This window comes from Fervidicoccus sp. SLHALR4 (genome assembly GCF_058692745.1).
This window is the reverse complement of the sequence record NZ_CP182483.1, coordinates 1,147,241-1,167,478: the sequence shown is the minus strand read 5'-3', so window position 1 is coordinate 1,167,478 and position 20,238 is coordinate 1,147,241. Positions and strand designations below refer to the sequence as shown.

The following is a 20,238-nucleotide window of genomic DNA, read 5'->3' as shown; positions in this document are numbered from 1 at the left end:
TTATCATTTTATAAATAGTTAAAAAAAGTTTATTTATTTTTTCACTAGCTTATGCTTTTGCTATCACGATGTGACTATTGGGGTCAGCTCTATGAAGTAGCTTCCTCCTGCATCAGTATATACTGTGATTTTGTAGGCTTTACTTGGAGTGATTGTTATTCCTGAAACACTATTTTTAGTGATGTTCACCCACACATCCTGGCCAGCCTTTACGATAAAAGGAATGGTTGTTGTAGTTGTTGTAGTGTTATATACATAACCAAGTTGACTAGATTGACCTGTTTGTACATTCGTTGAGTCAATTTTTATTGATACTATCTTTGAATCAATGGAGCCAGCGTTCTTTATATGCAGTGTTAGGTTGTCAAGCTGGTAATTACTATCACTTTGCTTTACGTACAAGGCGCTGTCAGGCATCAGCTGAAGCTGCTCTCTTGAACCAGCTCCTCCTATGAGCCCTGACAACCACAGCGCTACTCCTACGGCAAGGGCTATCGTTACTGCTACCAGTATTACCGTTGCAATAATTGGGGAGATTGCCTTCATTTTCATGTTTCCACCTTCAACTTCTTTTCTAAACTATGCTCTAGGTATATAAAAAAATGGAACATTTTCTACAAAACATTATTATTGACAGCTCCTCATATATAAAGTTAATTATAAGAAGTGCGTTTGTTTTTTGAAAGAAAAGTAATACTGCTATCCAGTCATGCTGAAGAGAGGCCCGAGCAGAACATCAACAGTTACCACAGCTACAGCTATGCTGACGGCTGTGAGAATGGCGGAGTGCTTGAAGCCCCCTGCCACACTGGTTGTGACCGCCTTTCCGACCAAAAGCCCAGCGAGCCACGAATTCAGGATCAAGCTGAGGAGGAGCTGAAATGTCAGCGTAGCCAGGTATATTGGGTTGACTGCAAGGCTTCCTCCTGCTGGACCTCCAGGAGACATCGGCTGCATAATGTTGATCGAGCTCACCATGAGGTAGATTATCATAACCGTTGAAACGATGTTCAATATAGATCCGAGGTACGGGAGAAATGTATCGGTTCTCAGAGCAGCTTTAAGCTGGTTCTCGAAATCCGCGAGCCTCCTGCCGTACGATGCTATTGTATCCAGCAGCTGGGGGGTGCCTCCGCCGTACTCTATGATGTCCACGAGCATCCTCATTATCGTCCTCATGAACCAGTTCTTGTACCCTAGGATTGCCAGCCTCACGGCCTTCTTTATATTCAGCCCTACCTGGAGGGAGGCTGAGAGCTTCTTCAGTATTGGGTTGAAGCTTCCGTAGTCCCTTGTGCTCAGGTAGATGATGCTCTTCTCGGGGTTCAGGCCTGCTTTCCTTATCTCTGAGAGGTCTGTCAGAAAGCTCCCCAAATATTTCACCACCCCCCTCTCCCTCCTATCTATCCTCCTCCACTCTATCATGGGGAATGCTGAAGCTATTATGAATGCTGCCCCGATGGCCAGAATCGCCACGGTCATGTTCACTCGATCGGGCATTATGAATGCCTTGTAGCCGCCAAGAGCCATCATTATTGAGAAGACGAGGACTCCCGCTGGGACTGAGACGAAGAGCGTGAGGTAGGGCTCGGTGTAAGTGACGTGGTACTTCGGAAGAGTCCCTCCTATGATGAATATCATGAAGACTGTTATCATGGGCATGAGGATGAAGTTGAAGAGGACTATCATGGCAGTTGCGTTTGTCGCTGAGCCAATGAACCTGGCGAGGCCTGCGCCTTGAATGGCTATGACTATGTTTATCGTGAGCCCAACGAGAACATAGATTATCAGGTAGGTGCTCAGGGACAGGCTTACCCTCTCCACGAGCTTGTCCATGTCCCTCTCCTTTTCCTTGAAGTAGGCTTCAGTCTTCAGCTGGAGGTAGTGAGAGACGTCTCCTCCTCCCCTTATGGTTGAAGTGTACCCCATCATGAACTCTCTGAACTCCTTGCTCGGATGGTTTCTTGCAACAGTCTCAATTGCACTCAGTGCATCGAGCCCTAGGACCTTCATGTTCCTCCTTATGAGCTGGGCCTCCCTCCTTATGGCATGGAAGAGGTTCGACTCGGCAATAGTTTCTATGACTCTCTCTGGGCTTATCCCCGAGACCACCATCGATGTTATGTAGGAAGCGAAGAGGGGGAGCTCCGACTCAACTTCATGCGCTCTGGAGGAGATTGCTGAGGAGAGGAGAGCTATCCTCAGCAGGAAGTAGAAGGCTGGGATGAAGAAAATGAGAACGGGGATAACTACCCCCATGGCCCCGAGGAGGGAGTAGAGAGCCTTGTATTCCGCGAGCAGAACCAGAGCTGCAATTATTGAGGGAACTGCCAGGAGGAAGGTGTCCATCAGAAGCCTCGAAGCATAGACAACTGGGTGTGTGAATATCATGGCCTTTGTTAGCTTGTCCTCAAGCTCGTAGGCCTTCGCCAGACTCTTCCCATACTTGCCAAAGTACGCTAGCGCGATCCTCTCGTAAACGAGGGAAAGGGAAAATCTTTTATTCTTCTCTCTTTTGCTGCTCAACCTCTCCTCCCTTCCTGCCCCTCCCTCCTGTTCCTCAGCTTCTCGTCCACTTCGCGCATGAGCTCATCAGGCTTCTGGTAGTACATCCTTATCACTTTGGCTATATCGAGGTAGAACCTTTTGCCCTCGATCCTCAAGTACTCGAGAACTTTTTTCCTGTTCTCAAGCTCGCTGACTATCCAGCTCCAGTCCTTGCCCCTCATCTCTGCAACCTTCTTGAGCATTGTGCTCCTGGATATATCAGCTGTGTGGATGTCCTTCGAGGGATCCCACCTGAATATCTCTTGGTACTCTCCGTAGTCCAATATTTCCCAGAGGTTGGTCACCCTCCTCACGATCTGGAAGCTACCATCGGGAGATATCATCATCTGCCTCCTGGTTACTAGGGCGAAGTTGAGGAACTGAATGAACGACTTTGGAGTATTCATAGGCTCGCTCGTCAGCCTGTTTATGGCTTGAACTACGTTTTCCGCGTGGAGGGTGGTAAGGCCTCCGTGGCCGGTGGCAACTGCCTGCATCAGAGCATAGGCTTCCTCTCCCCTGACCTCTCCAACTATTATGTAGTCTGGCCTGTACCTCAGGCTGACCTTAATCAGGTCAAATAGGCTTATCTCCCCGATCTTCTCCGTCCCTATCCCGTAGCTCTGCCTTGTAACGAGCTGGACCCAGTTCTCGAGGGGGAGCCTGAGCTCGGGGGTGTCCTCGATGGTAACTACCTTCATTGAGGGCCTTATGAGAGAGGCGATTGCGTTCAGGGCCGTTGTTTTTCCAGAACCGGTTACTCCGAGGACGAGCCCCGTCATCTTGTGTTCAAGCATGATCCACAGATAGGCTCCCATCTCCTCGGAGAGATTGTTCCACCCAATCATGTCTACGAGCGTTATCGGATCCTCCCTGAACTTCCTTATGGTGAATGTTGAGCCCTTTGTGGTAACCTCCTTCTTGAATGTTCCGGCGAGCCTGTGCCCCCCAGGAAGAATGGCGTCGACTATCGGGAATGCTACGCTTATGTGGGCCCCAGCCATGTGAGAGAGCCTGACAAGGAAGCTGTCCAGAGCGTCTTCGTCATCGATCCTCAAGTTTGTTGGGAGGCTCTCGTAGTTCCTGTGCCAGACGTAGATGGGTTTTCCCACACCATCACAGGAAATGTCCTCGATGTACGGGTCTCTCATTAGGGGATCGATGTAGCCGTACCCGATCACGTCCCTCTCTATGTAGTACAACATTTTAGCCCATGAAACTCCTGGGGTTCTGCCCATCCTGATGGCGTATCTCCTGAGGATCTCCCTAGCCCTCTCTCTGAAGTACTGCATTATGTCCACGCCGCTGGGAGGAGGTTGAAGCTCGTGGATCATTATGTTGAACAAAATACCGTAGACTTTCCTCTCGAGAGGTGAGAGAGAGACCTCATCAACCGCATACAGGTAAGTGCCGTCCTCCCTGTTGAACAGAATCCTCGCATAAGCCCACGGAGGGTTTAGTGGGTATCTCTCCACTTCTCTGTAGTTGGGGCCTACCTCGGCGAAGACTGCTCCACCAGCTCTCTGCATGTGGTACAGAGTCGTTCCTTCTTCGAACAGCTTCTCGAAGGAGAGGGGCTGCTCTCTCCTGCCCTCGGCTTTGGCCCTTTCTTTTTCATCTCTTCTGAGCCTAAGGGAGAGCAGTTCAGAACACCTCCTCTTCCAGCTCTCTCTGCGCCAGCAGATCAAGCCTCTTCTTGACGTACCTCCTCATGTAGAGTATGATGACAACTGCTACAGCGATTATGAGGACGTATACTCCGTAGACCTTGAAGTATCCCAATATGGTGTAGCTCATCCTGAATTCGAGCGTCTGGGGAGAGGGGGATGAGATGTTCCAGACTTGAACCTGAGTAACGTAGTCCGGAGCTGATACTGTTATCTTGTAAAGACCGAGGGGGATGTTGGCGGTAATCTCTCCGGTGATATCTGTAATGAAGGTGTATGAATTGACGTTGTCTATTCCATCGATGCTTATGTATGCATTCGAGAGAGGAGTCCCTCCGGGCTGGATCACCTTAACCGTGAGAGTACCGACTATTCTCCTCACTCCAATTGAAATGGATAAATTGCTGTAAAGATCAACCGCTTTCTGGGAAGAGACATATATCCCTCCCTGTACATATACGGTATAATTACCGGCTGGTAGGACGAAGGAAACTGTACCGTTCGGGCCCAAAGTTGAAGAGTAGGAGGCTACTTTCACGGTTGCTCCGGTAGCTGGGATGTTAGTATCGAGATCCATGACTGTGATCGCAAGTGTGTAGTTCCTTCTCTGAACGAGCACGGGGTTGACGAGCTGCGTTGAAACGAAAGCAGAAGTCTCCAGCGGATAATACATTTGGGAGCTCCTGCTGTCCGAGGGAGTGACGAGTGTAGTCATGTCTCCAACATCATCCATCGAAATGTAGGCAATGGTGCCGTAATCGGTTACGCCTGTATGCGTTCTGTTCATCGTGTCTATTACAGTGACTTCGAATGTGCCTGACGCTGGGCTCTTCGTGAGCGCATCGATGACCTGAACGCCGAATAGGTAGCTCTGCCTCTGGAGAGTTACTGATATGCTGGTATTTTCGGGAACCGAAATTGGCAACTTAATCGCAGGATATATTGAGGAGAACTGCGGGTTCAAGGTGAGCGTGTAGCTCCCGTAAGTGGCATTCAAGTGCAGCATGCCTGAAGAGGGATCCCACGTGCCTGAAGCTAAGCTGACGCCCTGCTTGGAGAAGGAGTAGGAGAAGGTTCCCTTCGGAGGCCCACCGCTCAGAGCATCTGTAAGGCTAACCGTCAAGTTGAACTGATGCAGGGGGAGGGAAACGTTGAAGACCCCGCTTCCGGCTATTGCAATGGGAACAGTTACTGGATCGTATATGTTCTGAGATGGATATACGCTCAAGGTGTAGTTTCCTGGAAGCACGTTCCTCATTATTATTGGAGAAGAGCCGTTTCCAGCTGCAGAGTAAGTTATCCTCCCGCTCATCACGGCCCTTAGCTCCCCAGGGATGCTCCCGTCTTCTCCAAATATGCTGAAACTCACTGTCCCCAGCGTTCTCGTTGTCAAGTCCAGTGTCTCAAAGCTGAATATCTCCTTGAGCCCGTCGATGACAAGAGCATGGCTAGGGAAGAAGAACAGCATTGTGTCATCTGTTCCCGGAAGAGCAAGCGGGGCTCCCACATAGTATCCCAAGCTGTTCTCGCTCCTCAGTATCGGCCAGAGAGTGAGGTTTCCGTCCGAGTAGATGAGAGCGCTGAGGTAGGAGCCATCATATGCTATGATGGAGAGGGGAGATGAAGATTCAACTCTGATTACGGAGGGAGAAGAGGTCAGCTTGTAGCTGTGAAAGACCTTATATCCATTCGGTCCCAGCTTGAAGGAAATCAGGGTTCCGTCGGAGAACCCAACAGCGACGAAGCTTCCAGAGATGTCGGCATCGAAAGATGATACGGCTGACATGTAGTAAGTGTCTTTTCCTGTCAGCTGGAGAGACTGGGTCAGCCTCTCCATTACTAGCTGCCCCCCTGAAGATATGAGAAGCAGGTATCTGAATCCGAGAGAGCCGTCTTCTGCTTTAATTCCGAAGACTTTGTCGGCCGAGAACGGAAAAGAACCGGTGAGCTTCAGTCCCCCCGGAATTGGAACAGCGGAGTACAAGACGTAGTTGTTGGCGATGTAGGTCAAAAGAGATGAGCTGAACGGGAGGAGGGTATGCTATTGAATTAAGCTTGTTCATCAGGTCTCCAACAGTTGACTGGAGGTAATAGAAGAACCCAGCCTTCTGTGAAGAGATGTATATCGATACTGGCGACGATGCGTTTTCGCCGGGCGGAACGCCGAATTCGATGTACCCCTCGTCATCTGTAGTACCTGAAAGGGTGAAGCCCGTGTCTGTGAAATTCAATATCACCCTCACTCCGGATACAGCTGTCTCATTGGTCTGAGGAATTAGCTGGAAGTATATCTTTCCTATCGGGGAGTAGGAAGGTGAGCAGAGAAGCAGAAGGGTTCCTCCATCTTTCCACAAGTCAAGAACTTGGTACTGCTGAACGGTCTCAGTTGAAGAAGAAACCGAAAAAGTCCTATATGATGTCCAGGAATCGCTTGCAATATCGTATTCTGACATGGTACCATCGGAAAAGAGAGCAAAGACGTACCTCCCGGAGAGAATCTGAATGCGGAAGACTGATCCGAATCCTGCTTCGAACCTTCTCGCTGAATAGTTGGAAGACTCATCGATTAGTATGATTTCTCCTCTTTCGGTACCTACAGCAAGGATAGAACCGTCTTCATCGACACTTGTAATCATTCCGTTAGTCGAATACCTGAATATTATTGAATTCGTGAAGTAGTTGTATATTTCCATTGAGTTGGGAGACGGCTGGTAAAGCACTGCTTGACCTCCGCTGATGATGAATGGGTTTTGAAAAGATGCCTCCATAGTGTAAATGAAGGGCTTCTCAATTGTTTTCTCGAGGTCAACTAAGCTGATGCTTTCCACAGACTGAGAAGAAGCTTCTACCGATGAGAAGTACAGTGATAAGAGAACTATGAAAGTGAAAGAAAGGATGGTTGCGGAATGTTTCAAATTCAAGTCAGGATACCTACTTGGACGTTCTTATGAGTATGTATTTTGGGATGTCGTTCTCAAGGATTAGGGTTGCCGAGAGTTGAAGCTCTGGGCTCGATGGTATCTTAGCGAGGGCATTTTTCAAGTTCCTGTAGGCGCTGAGCTTCTTGTTGAGATTCTCCGAAAGGGCTTCATATATGTTCACCAAGGCCTCCGCTGGGGGATCGACCATTAGGATGACCTCCCCTCCGAGGTTGATCCCCTCGTATGGCTTCTCTTGAGTCTTAATGTTCAGAACATCGAAGAACTTCTTCTTGACCTCGAGAGTGCTATGTAGCATGTCAACCCTTCTGAGAACTTCTCCGAGCTCTGCGCTTATCTCCGCTATCCTCTTGTCTGTAAACTGCTTGAGCTTCTCAAGGTTTTCGAATTCAAGCATTGTAGATTGAGCGCTCATGCTCAGAAAACACCCCGATCATTAACAAGATTTTCTATCTTCTAATATAAATAGATTACAGATCACTTCACTCGACTGGAGCCTGAGAGGCCTTTCTGAAGATGTACAGTGCAACAGACACGCATAAGGCTGCGACTATCGAAGTATATATCATCCCGTAGATTGAGAGTATACTTGCTGTGAACGAACCCAGAATAGCTCCGATTCCCGTCATAGCATTCATCTTGCTCACAGATTCCCCCTTCCTTTCAGGAGGAACGTGCATCATCATTATGAGGGGAAGAGATGCGGAGATCCCAGCCCAAGTTGCTCCTATCGAGACGTAGAGGATCGGGAACACGATTTTGTAGGGGAATATTACTGTAGCTAATGGGAGGAGGAAGAGGATGGGCCTGAAGGAAACTGAAGCGAGGAGGATCCTCCAGCTCTGCTCCCAGCCTCCGACCGCTTTCCTGGTAAAGTCATATAGGAGGAGGGTTGTCAAGTTGCTCAGCAAGTATAGTGCATATATCTCCTTGTCGCTGTAACCGAAGATTCTGAGATAAGCGGGCATGGGGGTGAAGAAGATGTTGATAGCAGTGAACAGAACGACTGTTCCGATGAGCGTCAGCGTCGTGGCCCTTCCAATCCTAACTTTCAGCATTTTTCTCATTTCCCTTCCGATCTCCCCAAATGATATGATCCTTTCCCAGTGCACGACCATTGAGGGGAGAGACCTCATCTTTCCAACGAGGTGGGAAAGCATTGGAGCGAGGGCGACCTTTTCCGGCATTTTCGCTCTGAATTTCTGCGGGAGGAAGAAGGATGCTGGGGCCGCTGCTAGAATAATTGCCCCGTTCAGAATGAGGATCTCCCGCGGAGGGAGGAAGCCGAGAAACGATGCAGATAGGTAACCGAATATCGTGCCCAGGCTCACGAGGATGTTATACCTCGTAACAGCGATGCTGTCATTTATGAGGTAGTTCACAATAGCAGAGGTGAGAGTGGGTGAGCCCAGAGCTGCCCCCATTCCGAAGAAGGCGTTCATCGACAAAACTGCATAGGGATTGGAGAGAAGGGCCATGAGAAGAGACGAGGATCCAATGAGAGCGAAGGATATCAAGATGAGTTCGATCGTTGAAAACCTCTTGTAGGCGATCTTCCCATAGTAGTAGCTTGTTAGCAAGTAGAATATGTTGTAGATGAATGTGGTGAGGGATAGGAGAGATGGAGAGCCCGTTAGAGAGTAGATCCTCAGTCCTGAGGTAAGGTTGATGACAGCTGTGGTGAAGCTGAAGGCGAAGATGCTCGAGTAAAGGATCCGCGATGATTTATCCAAATCGATCCCACCGTAGCTTCAGGCACGCTTCTTTTCCTTCATTCTGAATCTTTAAGTTCAGTTCTGAGAATGCTTTAATTTTTCAAAAGCAAATAAATCTTCAAAGAATTTATGCTTTGCCTCGAAGCTTCAATAAAGATACCTAGTTATTGTGAGACTTGCTCATCAAATCAGCATGTAGTAGATAACTGTGAACGCAATTACTGCAATCGCTGCTGGGAGCATGTATTTGTAGCTGCTTCCAACACCCCTGTTGAAGTAGTTAGCTGTGTATATCAGGCAGAGATGGGTGGGGGATATAGTGTAGGAAATGAAGCTACTCGTGTATATCAGAGATGCCTCGTATATTGATATCTGGTGGAACGAGGATATTAAAGGAGCTACAGTAACGATCCCCGTTACCGTAGAGGATGTGAGGCCGGAGAGAATACCTGGTACGACTGTCTCAAGAAAGATCAGCGGGATGCTGCTACTTCTGATCGCACTTCCTATAGCAATGGACGCCCCGGTATCGGTGATCGAGTGCTGCAGGAGCATTATTGAAAACGAAGAAGCTGTCAGAGATGCTACCATCCTGCTCTTCAGAGATCCCTTTATGATCCCGATATTCGGCTTCAAAATGATTAGGAGGGAAGCTATGCCTAGCAATATTCCAATCGGTATTCCGAAGCTTCCCATGACTTGGTTCAAGAGGAGAGATGCCACGATCGAAATGAGGAGAGGGGAGCCGCTCTTCCAGAGGCTCATCTCATAGCTAAATTTTCTTTCAGAGAGCTTCTGGCCTCCCCTCATGAAATACGCCCCAGCTAAAAGCATCACCCCAGCAATGGGAAGCTGAAGGACGGCGAGAGATATGGGATCATATCCCATAGTTGCTGAAGCTACAATGAGAGACTGTCCCATAGGGTAGAAGAGGAACAGCACGTGCCTGAACCAGACGTTCAGGAAAATCATGAGGTCAGGGGACATCTGGAGCTCCTTTCCTATGACATCTACTATGGGGGCAGACATGAGGGCTCCTCCAGCTATGGGGAGGAGGCCGAGTACCGCTGGAACTATGATTATGACTCCCTTGGGGGTTCTGATCTTTGAGGCAATACCTCTGCTGAACTCAGAAATCGCTCCCGTCCTCCTGTAGAGTTCTGCAAGCAGAGATATTGTCAGCGACGTTGCCAGGAGAAATATCGTTCTCGAATCCTTGAGCGTAGAAGCTATGACATATGGAGATGAAAGCCTTGAAAAGTAGAGCAGAATTACGGATGCTCCGGCGAGGAGAGCAATGTTTATGTCAGCCTTGAAGTAGACCAGCGTTATGATTAGAGCGAAAGATATGAAGATCACAGCAAGCTCAAGCATGTTTTATCACTTAGTTTAGCGCAACGAAATGGCTTTTTTTCTTTTACGATTAATATTCGTTTGTGAGCATAGAAAAAAGTTAAGGAATTAGTGCAGTTAGAAGCAGAGTGCAAAGGAAAAGCGTTCAAAAAAGCGACGAGAATTTCTTCCCTATTTATTAAATGCTGCTAACCTCAAAAAAGAAAAGAGCAATTTTTTACAAGTTCGTCCGATAGCCTGCTGAAAAATTCCTCAGTTTCAGGGGAACTAGGTATCAAATGGATCTTACAGAGGCTAGCTTCTCTCTTTGAAGCTTCTTGTGATAAAACAGAAGCCCAGAAATTCTGCGACTGCCTCTGATATTCCAGCACAGGGCATTTGGGGCAGACGTCGTTTTCGAGAACTTTATTGAGAATGAACCCTTTCACTTCAATTCCATTCTGCTTCAGCTCATCGAAGAGAGATAATGAGGTTTTGGTGGAAAATGAATCTGGATTTGATACGATGAAAGCCCTATGCTGCTCAGAAGAGAGGAAAGACAGTATAGATTCCGACATCCCTTTCCAGCTTTCTATGAGCTTCAGGGGATCTCCTCCGTTTTTTCTCCTTATGCTCTCCAGCGTCCCTCTGATTCTGAGGTACAGCCGAGCAGCCTCTCCCATGTGAGAATAGAGCTCCTTTTCAAGCTCGAGAAGCACCAAGCTGCCTCCAGCTGCTATGGTATCCCACACGATAGCATCATATCTTCCGCTCTTCCAAGCATCCCAGATGTAGTATAGCATGAACTCCTCGGAAATCCCCGGAGCGCGAGCAACATACTCTATTATGCTTCTGTCAACAGGAAGAAATGAAGACGCTACTTCGTAGACCTCTTCCCCGAATCTCTCTTTCCAAAGCTTCCTAACATCTTCTTCTGTTAGAACCTTCAGGGATAAGTGGAAGTGCCTTTCACTCTCATGTTGGAAAGCATTTATGCTGTCCAGAGCGAACTTAGACGCGGGATCCGTTGATATGTACAGAACTTCTCTTTGGGTCTCCTCTTGAAGCAGTTTAGCAACAGCAAACGAAATAGTCGTCTTCCCAACCCCTCCCTTCCCCCAGAAGCTCAATACCTCTGTCACTGCTCCACACCAGCTCTCTCTGGATAAAAATTGAGTAAAATCTTTATTTTCCCCTTGAGAAAATGAGTCATGGAAAATGAGCGGGGGTGCCCGAGCATGGCCAAAGGGGTCGGATTCAGGCTCCGATGGAGCAGTCCTGCGTGGGTTCAAATCCCACCCCCCGCACCTTCTTGAAAGCTTTTCGTCGAACACTTTATAAAGAAGCAGAAGCTCTTGAACATATCATCGAAGGATTTCTTCGTTTTTGGCGTACGGCGAGACGATAGACAGAGGAGATTGAGTTGGCAAACTTAAGAAAATGGGAGACAATTGCATTGATGATAATTGCATGGATGAGCATTTCCTCTGCTTCTGTTCTCGTCCTGCTATCGAATGCAAATGCTTACGCCGCTGCGTTCTGGAGGCTCCTCTTTTCGTTTCTCATGCTTCTTCCGTTGGGTCTCCTTAATCATGGGAGCTCTCCACTGCGATTTTCCCCTGCTTCATTCACAGCAGGAGTGCTCCTCGGACTCCACTTTCTTCTGTGGATGCAGTCCCTCTTCATGATTTCTGTGTCACTGAGCACTACCATAGTTGTGACATATCCAGCAGTCATATCCGTTCTCGAGAGAGTCTTTTTGAAGGAGGAGCTGAGTGCCCAGCAGCTTGCTGGAATAATTTTGGGTACGGCTGGAGTGGCAGTTTTGGTGAGGCCATCTCTCCAAAACGAAAGCTTCGTGGGCATAGCACTAGCTGGAGCTGCATCCCTGCTGGCAGCCGGCTACTTCATGCTAGGAAGAATTTCGAGGAGAGGCGGAGAGGATCTTTTTTCGTATGTGCTCCCTGCCTACTTAATGGTGCTGAAATGTATTGATTATTAGAGGAAAAGTTTATAATTGTTGATATTCAGATATATTCGTAGAGATTAATATGAGCGATACAAGCGAGCATCTGCTGAGGCCTAAAGAGGTTTGTAGAATCCTCGGCGTTAGCTATCCTACTCTTCGCAGATGGATTAAGGAGGGTAGGATTAGAGCTATTCAAACAGTTGGTGGTAAGTACCGTATTCCTGAAAGTGAAGTGAAGAGGTTGTTGAGCGGAGTAACGGGTAAGGAAGTTAGAGCCATCATATATGCTCGTGTGAGCTCTAGCAAACAGAAGGGCGATTTGGAGAGGCAGGTACAGTACCTCACGCAGTACTGCACGGCTAAAGGATACAGAGTAGTTGACGTTCTAAGCGATATTGCAAGCGGGTTGAACACGGAGCGGAGAGGTTTGCTGAAGCTGTTCGACTATGTAGCCAACAGGCAAGTGGATGTTGTAGTCGTTGCATATAAGGATAGGCTCACGAGGTTCGGCTTCGAGTACCTAGAGTACTTCTTCAAGCAATATGGCGTAAGGATAGAGGTCATCTTCGGAGAAGAACCTAAGGATGCTTATCAAGAACTAGTTGAAGACTTGACAGCAATAGTGACAAGCTTTGTTGATAAGCTCTATGGAATGAGGAGTCACAGGAAGAAGAAGCTTACCGAAAGCTTCAGGAAGCTCCTAGAAGAGGTTGAGAAGAGTGAATAGAATAACGAGGACAGTTATTGTTAGAAGCATCCCGCTCCAGAGGAAAACGTTGAGAGTATTTGTTGAGCTTGAGGGTATGTACAGAAACATGGTTGAACAACTAGCAATCTATGCTACTAGGAATGATATAAGCAGCTTCATCAGGCTCAAGGCATTGAAGTACCGTGAGATGAGGAAGCTCTACCCTCATTTGCCATCTCACTACGCTTACACAGCATGCCAGGATGCTGCTGCTAGGGCTAAGAGCTTCCTTAAACTGAAGGAGGAGGGCCGTGCAAGAAGAGAACTACCAGAGGTTAGGAGGATAACGATATGGTTAGACGACCACCTGTGTAAGCCAAATGGCTATACATCTATAGAAATTGCTACTCATAAGGGATGGATACCCGTAGAAGTTGAGCCTCACAAGCAGTACTGGAAGTATGTAAATAGAGGGTGGAAAATAGCTGGTGAAGCAAAGGTAAAGCTGGATAAAAGGAGCAGACAGCTAATAGTATACTGGACCTTCTTCAAAGACATCGAGGAGTATGAGCCAAAAGGCTTCATCTCCGTAGATGTCAATGAGAACAATGTATCGATGCTGGCTGATGGTGTTGCATATCTGCTTGAGACAAACACCAAGGATGTTGTCTTAGGCTACCACTACCGAAGGAAGAGGGTTCAGGAGAAGTATGATAAAGCATATGGAACTAATTCGAGGACTAGGAGGAAGGTTCTGAGGAAGCTCAACGAGAAGCATAGGAAAGAGGACATCAGGTGGAAGATTGCGAACATAATTGTTAGAAATGCATTTAGAAAGCGGTGTGCTATTATACTTGAGAACCTAGGAGATAAACCTGCTGAAGGAATGATTAAGAAAATCAAAGACGAGCAGCTCAGGCACAGGATATTTCAATCATCCTTCAGAGGAGTTCAGGAAGCCGTAGAGGAGAAAGCAAAGGAATACGGCGTTCCAGTGCTCTACGTGGATCCAAGAAATACATCGAGAACCTGTCCAATACATAACTCAAGGATTATTTATAGAAACGGTTCTAGAATCGGGAAGTGCTCAAAAGGCGGAGAGCTGTGGCACAGAGATGTCGCAGCTGTATGGAATCTCCTCCGTAGAGCCCACCTAGGCGATGGGAGCAGTGCTCCAAGCCTAGGTGGTGCCCCAACTCTAGATGGGAGCCCCGTTCCGTTGGGCTCGACGGCCGCCCATGACCCTATAGGGATAAATAAATCTCTGTGGACGAGGTGGAACTCCCTAGATGTGAACATGAAAACATGTGAAATGATCGGAATGAACATCTAGGGAGAAACGGCTACCATCCTCAGCTACTTCACCCTGCACCAGGGCATCACCGGAGAAGCAATTGCTGGAATGATGATAACTCTAGCGGGAATGTTGTTGGTAATAGCAGGAAGGAAGGAATCTCGGAATTAAAAAGCACTCATCAGCTCATAACTCTGGAGAGAGCCTCGTCAAGCTGCTGCTTGCTGACAACTCCCTCGTTCCTCTCCTGCTTAGCTATCTCGCCTCCAGCGACTCTGAAAAAGATCGTTGTGGGAGATGCCCTCACTTCATTCAGGGTAAATGTGAGAGAGGCGGCCTTCGAAGAGCACTCCCTCGCAAACCAGTCGCACAGGATTATGAAGAACATGGCTTTTCCGCTGTTTTCCTTCACGAATGGGAACCATTCCCTGTCAAATCTCCTGCATGCGGGGCACTTCGTGTTGTCGAAGTATAAGACATAGATGCCGTCTCCCATCTCTCCCGGGTGGAGAGGAAGGCCTTCGCTTCTCAGGAGCTTCCAGCTGCCATCTCTGAACATATATATTCCATTGGGCGATGCTGGACCAACCTCATAAGCCCCTGGCTGCGAAGATTCCGAAGAAACCCTAGACAGGATCTCGCTGATGAGTCTGTCTAGCAAGTTCTTAAGTTCGTCCTCTGAGCTCAACCCTGCCTCTCTCCTCCCATCATATATCTTATGATCGTAGCATAGTCCTTCCTCCCAAGCCCAGACCTGACAGCTGAGATGTAAGCTTCATATGCTCCAGCAACAGTGGGAGTGAAGCTGCCTCCTTTTCTTCCGGAAAATATGGCGTAAGAGAGGTCTTTAGCAACTAGCTCGAGGTAGAACTGCGGCGGGAAGCTGGGATCGAGGCCCCTCTGAAGGTAGTTCGAGAAAATCGTTGAGAGGACTGTCTGCGAAGCTACTTTTCTCACCGTCTCAACATCGATCCCCCAGGAAGATGCTAGGGAGAGCATTTCACCGATAATTTCAACAACCGTGAAGGTTCCCGAGTTGAATACGAGCTTCAGAGCTGACGCCTTTGGGACCTCACCCACATAGAAAACTTCCTTGGCCACCTTTCTGGTTGCCTTCGAAACCAGCTCTGCTTCTTCCTTCTCTCCCCCTAGAAGCGAGACAAGCGCCCCGCTCAGCGCCGCCTGAGGCCCTCCCAATACTGGGGCCTCCACATACTTAATCCCATACTTCTTAAGAGCCCTCTCGAGCCTCATGCTCATAAACGGAGTTATCGTAGAGACATTGGCAAGGATGGTGCCGCTAGGGAGCTCTTTCAGCTTTTCCTCGTTCTTCAAAATAACCTCTTCTACAGCTTCATCGTCGCTGAGAACAAAGAAGGTCACTTCAGAGCTTTTCTCTACGTCCCACGGAGAAGGGAGGGGCTTCACCCCTTCAACCTTCGTAACCTTTTCCCGAGTCCTGTTCCACCCATATACCTCGAAGCCCTCTTTTACAAGCTTCTGGGCGATCGCACTCCCAAGATTACCAAAGCCTACGATTCCAATCTTCATTCTAAACACCTCAAGCCTTAACTGGTTGAAAAATAAAATAGACGAAACAGATAATACTTTTTACGTCTGAACACTTTCTGCACAAATAGAAAGCCGAAAGTTGGCAATTACAGCTTGAGATGGTTGGTACAGCAAAAAACGAGAGTGATGCGAATTTGCCTGAAAGGGATATAGAAGAGGAGAGGAGGAGAGCACTGGAGAGGGAAGGGGGAGACTTTTCCGGTGGATTTATTCTTGGTTTAGTGTATTCTGCCTTTCTCTTCTTCATGAAGTTAATAGCAGGAAGCTTTCTAACAGAAGGATTGTTTGAGGTGATAGGAATTGCGGCTATAGCGATCCTCAGCTGGCTCTCTCGAGTTTTCTACGCCTCCGTGGTCTTCATAGCATCCTACATATCGGCTGGAGTGATAGCATCTCTGGTATTTTACTACTACGAGAGCTCTACTGTGCTTCTGTATTCCTTCCTTCTCGGCTCACTTCTAGGATATCTGATATCAATCCTCGAAGTGAGCATCTTCCCTAAAGGAAACCATGATGAACTGCTCTACAAAAATATGGAAAAAACGAACGCGGGGGGTAACCCTGCTGGAAGAACTAAGAAATTACAAGTAGATGAAGGCGCTTGAGACTTGGAAAAGGTCTCCTTAAATTAGCCCCTTTTCCTTCAGTCTGGCCAATACTCTTTGGTGAAGAGACATGAGAAGCTTTTTTCTGTCCTCCATCAGCACAATGTCTTGATATCCTATGGCAATTATGTGGTGGGAGAACGGGCTCGGCAGGTCACTAGGGCCTGTGAACTTGATCTTGATCTTGCCTTCTTCAATCCATTTGAGAACTTTCTTCGCGGAGTTCACGTCCATGTGATCCTCCATTACTTCCCTGAATGTCTCCTTTATTACTATGTTCTCGCGATCCTCTCTCAGAGCATCCAGTATTGCCTGCGCGCTGAGCTGCATTCTGTGAGGCGACCTCTCCCACCCCTTGTAGTTTCTCAGTATCATGAAGGCTCTCTGCGCGCAGTGCCTGAACCTCCTTTTGAAGAGCTCGGTATTGTACAAGGCCTTTTTCAGAACTTCCTCGATATTCTTGCGGTTCAAGCTTTTGATGAGCTGCATAACATCGATTTCAGGTCTTCCAGGAACGGCAAGCACGAATGCGTTGTCGCTGACCGTTATCCTGACCGGAATCCTGAAGTTTTCAGATAGGATGTAAGCGTAGGCTCTCGAGAGGGCATCGTTCGTCCTCCTCCCGAAGAGAGAGTGGAATATGAGGTTCCTCCCTCTTTCATCATCGTAGATCTCAACATGAATCAGCTCATCGCTTGCTACAATCCCGCCTGTGAAAAGATACTGCTCTTCTATGTAAGCAGCAATTTCTTCAGCCGCAGCCTCATCGAGAAGCATCTCCTCAGCTATCTTCCGCGACGCTGCTTTCAAATCTATTCCACTCTTCTCGAGCAGCTCAACGACTATACTCCTGAACTTTCCAACAAGCAGGGCAGAATCGAAAGCGAGAGGAAGCATTTCGCTGTACCACGAGGGAACGGTCGGCCTCAGCCCCTCGGCGCTCTCAACATATACTCTGTTGCCGCTGAGCTTCAGGAACCTGTACGTCCTCCCTCCTAGAACGAACACGTCCCCTGGCGAGAGTATCTGAACAAACCCTTCATCGAGATCTCCTATATAGAACCTCCCCTTCAAGTAAACTCTGAATTTCGCCTCATCTGGTATTGTTCCCTGATTCAGGTAGTATATCATCCTCGCCCCCCTCTTCCTGCCGAAGGTTCCCTCTTCGGGATCGTACCAGATCTTCCTGTAAACGTTGGTCTCCTCCAGGGCTTTGTTTTCCCCTCCAAGATATCTGAGCACGCTCTCGAATTCCTCCTCGGTTAAATCGTGGTAGGGGTAAGCTCTCTTTACGAGCTTGAATGCCTCATCCTTGCTCCACTTTCTTTCCAAGCTCATCGCCACAATCTGCTGAGCAAGAACATCGAGGGGCTTCATGGGAACAGAAGCCCTATCGATCTTCCTTTTCCTTGCTGCTTCTGCGAGAACCGAGCACTCCACTAAGTCATCTCTATCCACAACTATGATCCTGCCTTTGCTTACCTCAGAAAGCCTGTGTCCTGCTCTTCCAACCCTCTGGAGCAGCCTACTGACGCTCTTTGGGCTGCTTAGCAGGAGGACCAAGTCAATGTACCCGATGTCTATGCCCATTTCAAGCGAAGTCGATGACACTACTACCTTCAGATCCCCCCTCTTCAGCCTCTCTTCAACGTCCAGCCTTATGTCTCTGCTCAGGCTGCTGTGGTGGGCTTCAATATCATCCATGCTTATCATCGAGTTAGAGCTCAGCAGGCTCTTCAGCTTGTAAACGACTCTTTCTGTAGCGCTCCGCGTGTTCGTGAAAATCAGCGTGGATCTATGCTTCATCACAAGATCAGCTATAGTTCTGTAGATGGCTTCATTCAGCTCTTCGCTTGTAGAATATGTCAGATTTCTGACTGGAAGTATCACCTTTATATCAAAGGGCTTCTTGAACCTGGCATCTATTATCTTCACTTTCCTGGGCTTCCCGCTTTCATCATACCCCCCAAGGAAGAGCGCTATCCTTCTGAGAGGTGCTATTGTTGCGCTCAGGCCTATTCTCTGAAGAGGCCTTCCCGCGAGCCACTCCAGCCTCTCCAGCATTAGGGAGAGGCTCGTCCCCCTCTTGGAAGAGGCCATCTCGTGTATCTCGTCTACAATGACCCACTTAACATCTTTCAGCTTCTCCCTGAACCGGGGGGAAACCAGTATCAGCGAAAGGGATTCTGGAGTCGTGATTATGAAGTGCGGGGGGTGCTTCACCATTGCCTGCCTCTCTTTTTCAGGCGTATCGCTCGTCCTCACAGAAGCTTTGAGCTCAGGGAGATCCATACCGTACTTCTCCAATGCTGTTTTTCTTATCCCCTCTATGGGCTCCTTGAGGTTTCTCTTTATGTCGTTGTTCAGAGCTCTCAATGGAGAAACGTAAATGGCATAGATTTTCTCTTCAAGCTTTCCTTCAGAGGCCATTTTGAAGAGCTCGTCTATTATGCCCAAGAACGCAGCCAGCGTCTTCCCTGTTCCGGTTGGGCTCGATATCAGAACATTTTCCCCTCTCTTTATCAGAGGAATTGCTCGTATCTGAGGCTCAGTCAGACCTCCGAATGCCTGCAATATCCAGTCTCTAGTGTATGGCTGAAGCAGCGAAAGCGCTTTTTCCTCCCTTCGAGACGGCATAGAAGCAGCTCCTCCTTGGTTAAAAATAGACTGGTGAAATCCGCCTAATGTTCTTTTTGTTCTTATTGAAATACGTATTTCCTTCTATTTGGAGGAAAGGTTTCTCCTTTCAATGATTTAGCGAAATCATGAAAGCCTCGCAATAACATGAGGGAATACCCATCTAAAACAAGACTTAAATTAGAATTATAAATGTAGCCTTTTTTCGCCGATTCCGGCCTTCAAACAGTATTATCTTCTCTATCGGGAAATGGTGAGCTAACCAGCCATTACTTTCTTAACAAGATTTTCCCCGATCCGATCTTGGCTGAGATCAATGAACATTTACGCTCTCGAGGCCAGATCCAAGCTCATATCGGAATTGAAGAAGCTGAACGCTGACGAGAAACTCATCAAGAGAGGTCTTTCAATGATAGATGCTATATACAGAGAGATACCAACCGCTGACTCAGATGCCGTCGTCCTCTCCCTCATGAGGTACCTCTGCGATAGTGCTGAAAAGAGAGAGCGCTTCGCATATAGAGCTGGAATCAGAGAGTGGGAAGAATCTGAACTTTTGCTCCAAGTTATATCCAAGATTGCCAATATATGTCCGAAGAATTAATGCGTGGGAGTTGTCTCGAAACTTATTTTCCATAATCCTTTAAATTCTACTGAGCTTCCCTTTTCATAGGAAGGGAGAGCAGAGTTTGAGGAAGCTGAGAATAATTAGAGCGGACGAAGCATACAGGTTTGAATGCATTCGATGCGATATGTGCTGCGGGACTGGCCCCAATGTTTCAATCACAATTTTCGATGCTGTCAGGATCGCTAAAAGGATCGATGTCTCAATTGATGACTTTATCAGAACATATGTGAGGGTAATACTGGCCGACATGATCCCCGTCATGAGCCTGGCTGGAGACATGAAGGGAAGGTGCGTCTTTCTAGGATTCGATGCTGATGGAAAAACTTACTGCAAAATTTATGACTCGAGGCCGATGAAGTGCAGAATCTATCCGCTGAAAGTGATCAGGCTCGACGGCAGCGAGATTGCCCTAGACGAGGAGTGTCCGGGAGTCGGTAGAGGGGAAGAGGTTAAGCCTCCTGCCGATGAACTAAAGAAGTACATAGAAGAGCTGAGGGAGCACTATAGAATCATCACGGAGCTCGTAGTTGAAAAAGGAGAAGAGCCCCTGAAAGCTCTGAGGGAAGCTCTTCTCTATGCAGAGAAGAAGCTGGAAGGAGAAGGCTGAGGTCTCGGCATGTGAAGGAACACTGCATTGCGAGCTAA

The 20,238-nt window shown here is 47.9% G+C and carries 18 protein-coding genes and 1 tRNA gene; 7 read left to right on the top strand and 12 right to left on the bottom strand.

Annotation, left to right across the window (positions count from 1 at the left end; genetic code table 11):
* Window positions 1-63 precede the first annotated feature (63 nt).
* From ACLGLO_RS06325 to ACLGLO_RS06285, 9 genes are all read right to left on the bottom strand, one after another.
* Window positions 64-546: an archaellin/type IV pilin N-terminal domain-containing protein gene (locus tag ACLGLO_RS06325; RefSeq protein ID WP_492128063.1), complete on the bottom strand. Its 483-nt coding sequence runs from the start codon at window positions 544-546 to the stop codon at window positions 64-66.
* Window positions 547-699: 153 nt separating this feature from the next.
* A complete protein-coding gene (locus ACLGLO_RS06320) occupies window positions 700-2,526 on the bottom strand; it encodes a type II secretion system F family protein (RefSeq protein WP_492128062.1) in 1,827 nt (608 codons plus the stop codon).
* Window positions 2,523-4,235 (bottom strand): type II/IV secretion system ATPase subunit, encoded by a 1,713-nt coding sequence (locus tag ACLGLO_RS06315; RefSeq protein WP_492128061.1) that lies wholly within the window; start codon window positions 4,233-4,235, stop codon window positions 2,523-2,525. Before ACLGLO_RS06315 ends, ACLGLO_RS06320 begins: the two co-directional genes overlap by 4 nt.
* Entirely contained in the window at window positions 4,192-6,225 is a 2,034-nt protein-coding gene (locus ACLGLO_RS06310) for a carboxypeptidase-like regulatory domain-containing protein (protein ID WP_492128060.1), read from the bottom strand. The genes ACLGLO_RS06315 and ACLGLO_RS06310 overlap by 44 nt, the downstream gene beginning before the upstream one ends.
* Complete coding sequence (locus ACLGLO_RS06305) at window positions 6,116-7,135, bottom strand: hypothetical protein (RefSeq protein ID WP_492128059.1); 1,020 nt, start codon at window positions 7,133-7,135, stop codon at window positions 6,116-6,118. The genes ACLGLO_RS06310 and ACLGLO_RS06305 overlap by 110 nt, the downstream gene beginning before the upstream one ends.
* Window positions 7,136-7,145: 10 nt before the next feature.
* A complete protein-coding gene (locus ACLGLO_RS06300; RefSeq protein WP_492128058.1) occupies window positions 7,146-7,568 on the bottom strand; it encodes a hypothetical protein in 423 nt (140 codons plus the stop codon).
* A gap of 67 nt (window positions 7,569-7,635) precedes the next feature.
* Window positions 7,636-8,886, bottom strand: a complete 1,251-nt coding sequence (locus ACLGLO_RS06295) for an MFS transporter (RefSeq protein WP_492128057.1) — start codon at window positions 8,884-8,886, stop codon at window positions 7,636-7,638.
* 165 nt (window positions 8,887-9,051) lie between these two features.
* A complete protein-coding gene (locus ACLGLO_RS06290) occupies window positions 9,052-10,242 on the bottom strand; it encodes a DUF401 family protein (RefSeq protein WP_492128056.1) in 1,191 nt (396 codons plus the stop codon).
* Window positions 10,243-10,415: 173 nt separating this feature from the next.
* Window positions 10,416-11,420 (bottom strand): ArsA family ATPase, encoded by a 1,005-nt coding sequence (locus ACLGLO_RS06285; protein ID WP_492129157.1) that lies wholly within the window; start codon window positions 11,418-11,420, stop codon window positions 10,416-10,418.
* A gap of 2 nt (window positions 11,421-11,422) precedes the next feature.
* Here ACLGLO_RS06285 and ACLGLO_RS06280 point away from each other — a divergent pair.
* The 4 genes from ACLGLO_RS06280 (at window position 11,423) to ACLGLO_RS06265 (ending at window position 14,190) form a co-directional block, all read left to right on the top strand.
* Window positions 11,423-11,507, top strand: a tRNA-Leu gene (locus ACLGLO_RS06280).
* Window positions 11,508-11,623: 116 nt separating this feature from the next.
* Window positions 11,624-12,202: an EamA family transporter gene (locus ACLGLO_RS06275; RefSeq protein WP_492128055.1), complete on the top strand. Its 579-nt coding sequence runs from the start codon at window positions 11,624-11,626 to the stop codon at window positions 12,200-12,202.
* 49 nt (window positions 12,203-12,251) lie between these two features.
* Window positions 12,252-12,896 carry an IS607 family transposase gene (locus ACLGLO_RS06270; RefSeq protein ID WP_492128054.1) on the top strand — a complete coding sequence of 215 codons (645 nt, stop codon included), beginning with the start codon at window positions 12,252-12,254 and terminating at the stop codon, window positions 12,894-12,896.
* A 1-nt stretch (window position 12,897) separates the two neighbouring features.
* Entirely contained in the window at window positions 12,898-14,190 is a 1,293-nt protein-coding gene (locus ACLGLO_RS06265; RefSeq protein WP_492129156.1) for an RNA-guided endonuclease InsQ/TnpB family protein, read from the top strand.
* A 142-nt stretch (window positions 14,191-14,332) separates the two neighbouring features.
* Here ACLGLO_RS06265 and ACLGLO_RS06260 read toward each other — a convergent pair whose 3' ends face one another.
* Together ACLGLO_RS06260 and ACLGLO_RS06255 are read right to left on the bottom strand one after the other, a co-directional pair.
* Complete coding sequence (locus tag ACLGLO_RS06260) at window positions 14,333-14,839, bottom strand: YbbN family protein (protein WP_492128053.1); 507 nt, start codon at window positions 14,837-14,839, stop codon at window positions 14,333-14,335.
* Window positions 14,836-15,711, bottom strand: coding sequence for an NAD(P)-dependent oxidoreductase (locus ACLGLO_RS06255; RefSeq protein ID WP_492128052.1), 876 nt, complete (start codon window positions 15,709-15,711; stop codon window positions 14,836-14,838). Before ACLGLO_RS06255 ends, ACLGLO_RS06260 begins: the two co-directional genes overlap by 4 nt.
* A 146-nt stretch (window positions 15,712-15,857) precedes the next feature.
* Here ACLGLO_RS06255 and ACLGLO_RS06250 point away from each other — a divergent pair, with 146 nt between their 5' ends.
* Entirely contained in the window at window positions 15,858-16,328 is a 471-nt protein-coding gene (locus tag ACLGLO_RS06250) for a hypothetical protein (RefSeq protein WP_492128051.1), read from the top strand.
* An 18-nt stretch (window positions 16,329-16,346) separates the two neighbouring features.
* Here the strand turns inward: ACLGLO_RS06250 and ACLGLO_RS06245 are convergent, their stop codons facing one another.
* Window positions 16,347-18,965 (bottom strand): ATP-dependent helicase, encoded by a 2,619-nt coding sequence (locus tag ACLGLO_RS06245; RefSeq protein WP_492128050.1) that lies wholly within the window; start codon window positions 18,963-18,965, stop codon window positions 16,347-16,349.
* A 316-nt stretch (window positions 18,966-19,281) separates the two neighbouring features.
* Here ACLGLO_RS06245 and ACLGLO_RS06240 point away from each other — a divergent pair, with 316 nt between their 5' ends.
* On the top strand, window positions 19,282-19,569 hold the full coding sequence (locus ACLGLO_RS06240) for a hypothetical protein (RefSeq protein ID WP_492128049.1): 288 nt from the start codon (window positions 19,282-19,284) through the stop codon (window positions 19,567-19,569).
* An 85-nt stretch (window positions 19,570-19,654) separates the two neighbouring features.
* On the top strand, window positions 19,655-20,200 hold the full coding sequence (locus ACLGLO_RS06235) for a YkgJ family cysteine cluster protein (RefSeq protein ID WP_492128048.1): 546 nt from the start codon (window positions 19,655-19,657) through the stop codon (window positions 20,198-20,200).
* Window positions 20,201-20,238: the final 38 nt, after the last annotated feature.